Source organism: Scytonema hankhaensis NUACC26 (assembly GCF_045865695.1).
GTDB lineage: Bacteria > Cyanobacteriota > Cyanobacteriia > Cyanobacteriales > Nostocaceae > Scytonema.
The window spans coordinates 1-2,779 of sequence record NZ_BAACAP010000006.1; the positions used below are offsets into that span (position 1 = coordinate 1).

The following is a 2,779-nucleotide window of genomic DNA, read 5'->3' on the forward strand; positions in this document are numbered from 1 at the left end:
TACCTGCTCCTCAAATAACTGATGGATACATTTGTCAGTCGCATATTCTCGCGCGGTGTCATTCCACTCGACTAATAACTGATGGCGTTCAGTAGCACTCAGTAGGGGGATTTCACTCACCGTTTGCTGGGGATGAGAGGCAATGGCAGCGAAAATTGTTTGCAAATGTCCCAACATCCGCTCAATCGTCTCTTCGACAAACCGAGATGAATCGTAACCGATCTTGACTAACAACTCATCCCCAGGGACTGCAACTACAGTCAGTGGATAATTAGTTTGTTCGTAACTCTCAATGTTGCTGAACTCGAACGAACCACTCACGGAAGCTAAAGAACTATCTATGGGATAATTCTCAAACACCACAATACTCTCAAATAACGGTGTTCCTCCCGGTACTTCGCTCAGGGATTGAATTTCCACCAGTGGAGTATAAGAGTAATGCTGTAATTCCAACATCAACTGTTGTATTTGTTCGAGCCAAGGAATCAGTTGTTGGTCTGGAGATATTTCTAGCCGTAATGGTAGGGTGTTGATAAACAATCCCACCATATTTTCTACCCCTGACAAACTCGCCGGACGACCAGAAACCGTAACGCCAAATACGATGTCACCCTCACCACTATAACGACTTAAGAGTATGCCCCAAGCTGCTTGTAGGATTGTCGATAAAGTCAGATGATGTTGTTGTGCTAGAGCTTGCAATTTCTGGCTCACCTGGGTGGATAACCGGAATTCAAGTTCTTGGTAATTCAAGTTTGGCGGCACAGATGGATGCGGAGTTAAATCCACTACCAAAGGAGTGGGAGCGCTAAAACCTTGCAAAGTCTGTCGCCAAAACTCAGTGGCGGCGGTAGTATCTTGCGCATTCAACCAAGCGATATAATCCCGGTAAGGAGTTGGAGTTGGCAGATGACGAGTTTCACCTTGAAGTTCAGCCGAATAGAAACTTAAGACTTCTTTAAAGATAATCGGCAAACACCATCCATCAAGCAGGATGTGGTGATGATTCCAAATAAACTGATAAGTCTCATGACTCAGTTGAATTAACGTACACTCCATCAAGGGTGCAACGTTGAATTGAAAACCCTGCTGTTTTTGGGCGGTCAACAACTGTGATAATTGCTGTTGTTGCTCGGCTGTGGAGAATGACCGCCAATCCAGATGATTCCAAGGTAAATCCACCTGTTTCAACACCACTTGTAACGGAGTCGGGCGATTTTCCCAAATAAATAACGTCCGTAGAATTGAATATCTATCTACCACTTTTTGCCAAGCAGATTGAAAAGCCGCAACATTGACATCACCCTTTAATTTCAAGGTCATCTGCTCGACATACACCCCACTCTCCGGGGCATAGAAACTGTGGAACAGCATCCCCTGTTGCATGGGAGACAGTGGATAAATTGCTTCCAGATTTTTGGCTTTGATGGCAGCTAACAGTTCATCGAGTTCTAATTGATTTAACTGTGCATCAGGGAAATCACTTGGTGTCTGTCCATAAGCATCTTCTAACTGACAATGTTCGATGAAAGCTCTGAGGTTTTGAACATAGCTTTGGGCCAAATTTTCTATAGTATTTCGTTGATGAATCTGACGATTATAAGCTATGGTAATCTCTAATTTGCCTGCTATCACTAGACAACTAATATCTAATTGATGCTCGCGATTTTGCTCTTGACTTTGTGCTAGACCAATGGATTCCGAGGCCATGTTCCATCCGGTTTCGGATTGAACTTGGTCGAATTGTCCGAGATAGTTAAAACTAATTTCTGGGGTGGGAATTCTTTGTAGTTGTTCTTTGACCTCAGTCTGTGCACACAAGTAACGCAAGATGCCGTAGCCTATCCCCCGATGCGGAATGGCGCGTAATTGTTCTTTGAGCGACTTAATCACAGTGCTGAGTTGAGTTGATGGCGGCAGTTGCAGTAACACGGGAAATAGACTCGTAAACCAACCGACTGTCCGCGATAAGTCTACTTCTTCAAACAGTTCTTCTCGCCCATGTCCCTCTAAATTCATTAACACCGCTGAATTTCGGGTCCACTCGCTTAAGGTCAGTACTAATCCACTCAGGAGCAGATCGTTAATTTGTGTGTTGTAAGCAGAGTGAACCGGTCCTAGCAAAAGGTGGGTTTGTGTTGCACTCAATGTCACTGATACCGCATCCGCACTGGCGAGTGTGTTGTCTGCCGCATCAGGAGCAAAATCTAAAGGTAGTGGGGTTGCTCTCTCCCAAGGTTGGTTGAGCCAATAGCCTAATTCTGATTTAAGTATTTCTGATTGTGCATAATGATTTAATTTTTCTGCCCAATCAATAAATGCCGTGGTTTTGGCTGCTAGTTGTATCGGTTGTTGTTTAACTAATTGTTGATAAATTGTTTCTAGGTCTGATAATAAAATCCGCCAACTCACGCCATCGACTGCTAAATGATGAATGATGATTAATAATCTTCCATCCCGCTCCCTACCTAAGTCAAACATCACTATTTGCACCATCGGTCCGGTGCAGAGGTTTAACGAAGCTTGATATTCGCTGGCGATTTTTTCTAAGGCTTGTGGTTGTTCCTCAATCACTGTTGTGGATAAATCTACTACCGTAAAGGGTAGAGTCGGCTCTAATGGGTGGTTAATTTGTTGGTGTTTGGTCGCTGATTCTGGAAAGCGTAATCGCAGCGCATCGTGATGCCTGAGTAATTTTTCACAGGCGGTGGCGATGAATTCTCTAGATAAGTCTTTGGGAATTTGTAATAAAACCGATTGGTTGTAATGGTGGGAAGCT

Annotated in this window: 1 protein-coding gene; it reads right to left on the reverse strand. The window is 43.9% G+C overall.

All coding sequences use genetic code 11. From position 1 onward, the window contains the following. On the reverse strand, positions 1-2,779 hold a 2,779-nt coding region (locus ACKTT2_RS00070), incomplete at both ends, for a condensation domain-containing protein (protein WP_407882729.1).